This window comes from Mycobacterium sp., assembly GCF_035506235.1.
Taxonomy (GTDB): Bacteria; Actinomycetota; Actinomycetes; order Mycobacteriales; family Mycobacteriaceae; genus Mycobacterium.
On the sequence record NZ_DATJPU010000110.1, the window covers coordinates 1 to 2403 of the forward strand.

Below are 2403 nucleotides of genomic sequence, written 5' to 3' on the forward strand. Positions count from 1 at the left end.
GTATGTGCGGCGGTCGCGTTCGCGGTTCTGGGAGGAAGACGTCGATGCCATCGACACCCTGCACACCGTGCTGGAGGTGACCGCTCGGTTGGCGGCGCCGTTGCTTCCGTCGGTCACCGAGATCATCTGGCGGGGGTTGACTTTCGGGCGCTCGGTGCACCTGACCGACTGGCCCGACGCGGAAGCCGTTCCCGCCGATCCCGGTCTGGTCGCCGCGATGGACCAGGTGCGGGAGGTCTGCTCGGCGGCGTCGTCGCTGCGCAAGGCGCACAGGTTGCGGGTGCGCCTGCCGCTACCGAAATTGACCGTGGCGGTGGAGGATCCGCAGCGGCTGGAGCCGTTCGTCGACCTGATCGCCGACGAGCTCAACGTCAAGCGCGTCGAACTCACCGATGCGATCGACACCTACGGCCGGTTCGAGCTCACCGTCAACGCGCGGGTGGCCGGCCCGCGGTTGGGCAAGGATGTGCAGGCCGCCATCAAGTCGGTCAAGGCCGGCGAGGGCGTCGTCAACGCCGACGGCACCCTGACCGCGGGTCCCGCGGTGCTGCAGCCCGACGAGTACAGCTCCCGCCTGGTGGCGGCGGACCCGGACTATACCGCGGCCCTGCCCGACGGGTCCGGCTTGGTGGTGCTGGACGGCACGGTGACCCCGGAGCTGGAGGCCGAGGGCTGGGCCAAGGACCGGATCCGCGAGCTGCAGGAGCTGCGCAAGTCGACCGGGCTGGACGTGTCCGACCGCATCAGCGTGGTGATGTCGGTACCCGCCGAGCGGGCCGACTGGGCGCGCACCCACCGTGATCTCATCGCGGGGGAGATACTCGCGACCAGCTTCGAGTTCGGCGAGCCGGCCGACGGCACCGAGATCGGCGACGGCGTGCGGGTGACGATCGCGAAAGCCTAACCGCGAGAGTGCAACTAGCAACACGTTTCCCGAGTAGGGACGTCGGTGGTGGCACCTTTGCGGCTAAATGTCGGAGGGCCATGGCAGTCTGCGGCGATGGGGAAGGGGACGCCATTCGTCGGCACGCAAGCGATCGACGCCGGCGTTCACGGCGCGTGAGCTGCGGCGGTCGTGCACGCGGATCTATCGCAATGTCTACCAACGCCGCGACGGCGCGCTGACCGCGAAAGACAGGGCGGTGGCCGCCTGGCTGTGGTCGGGGAAGAAGGCGGTTGTCGCAGGCAATTCCGCGGCCGCGCTGCTCGGCGCGGAGTGGGTTCACTTTCAGGCGCCGGCCGAGCTCATCAGCGCACTCTCGGGACAGAAAGTTCCGGAAAAAGTGTCCGAGCCGGCGGGGGTGGCTGCTCCTACCTGTGACGGCGGCCCAACGGGGGTCGCGACCACAGTTAAGGAACACACCATGAGCACCATCGAAGACTTCCAGTCGACAACCTTCGCCGCCCTCCCGCACGATGACCTGACTGTCGCCGAGGCGTGGGCATCGAGCCCGCTGGGCGACCCGGCGATCGAAGACGGGTCCCTGTCCGAGCCGGCGAAATTTGAGGACTTTCCGCCTACGACCGTGACCGCGAGGCCGCGGTCGAGGGGAACGAACGCCCTGGTGGCGGGTGCCGTGATCGCCGCGCTCGGAGCGGTCGCCGGGCTCGGCATGATGCTCTTCGATGGGACGGGCGCAAAGGAGCAGAAGCCGGCCGTCGTGGTTCCCAATTCAAGCGTCGGTTCGGTGACACCCCAGGCGCCCAGTGTGGTTGCGCCGCCGCCCGTTGCGCCGGCACCGCCCGCGGCGACTCCTCCCGACACCGGGCAGGTCTCGCCCGCTCCCGCGAGCGGCGGGGATGCGCCCGTTGTGACCCTGCCCGCGCCCGCCCCGGCGCCTGTTGCGGCCCCGGCCGAGCCCGCTGCCCCGGCCGATCCGGGCACGCCGCCGCCCCCGCCGTCGGTGACCGTCAACATCCCGCCGGTGATCCCCGTGCCCATACCGATCCCGGTGCCGCCGCAGCAGGGTGGCGGCGCTCAGCAGGGCGGTGGTGGTCAGCAGGGTGGCGGCGCTCAGCAAGGTGGCGGCGCCCAGCAGGGCGGTGGCCACCCGCCGATCCAGTGCCTCGCCTGCCAGCAACACCCGATCCAGCAACAGCCGATCCACCCGCAGCCGGTTCACCCGCAGCCGATCCAGCAGCAGCCGGTTCACCCCCAGCCGATCCAGCCGCTCCCCGGGAAGAAGTGAGCCAGGCTGCTCAACCCCCGAAAGTGCAACTGCCGACACGTTTCCCGAGGGGCGGTCGGCAGTTGCACTTTCGCGGCCGGGCTAGGTGCGTGACCGCAGCGCGCGGTGGGCGTGCGGCCAGAACGGCATGCCGGCCACGACGGTCGCACCGGTGGCGATGACACCGACGGCGACGTCGACGCTCTCACGCCCGTCCTGCGCCCAGTAGACGTCC

General features: G+C 70.4%; 2 protein-coding genes. Both read left to right on the forward strand.

Going from position 1 to position 2403, the window contains the following annotated elements; genetic code table 11:
• Positions 1–904: DUF5915 domain-containing protein (locus VMD50_RS10220; RefSeq protein ID WP_325427398.1), on the forward strand; the 904-nt coding region annotated here is incomplete at its 5' end.
• Between the two features lie 67 nt (positions 905–971).
• Positions 972–2189: a hypothetical protein gene (locus tag VMD50_RS29840; RefSeq protein WP_414686039.1), complete on the forward strand. Its 1218-nt coding sequence runs from the start codon at positions 972–974 to the stop codon at positions 2187–2189.
• Positions 2190–2403: the final 214 nt, after the last annotated feature.

What these genes read in the sequence shown, in the direction of transcription:
- VMD50_RS29840 (WP_414686039.1), top strand. Translation starts at nt 972, where the DNA reads ATGTCGGAGGGCCATGGCAGTCTGCGGCGATGGGGAAGGGGACGCCAT.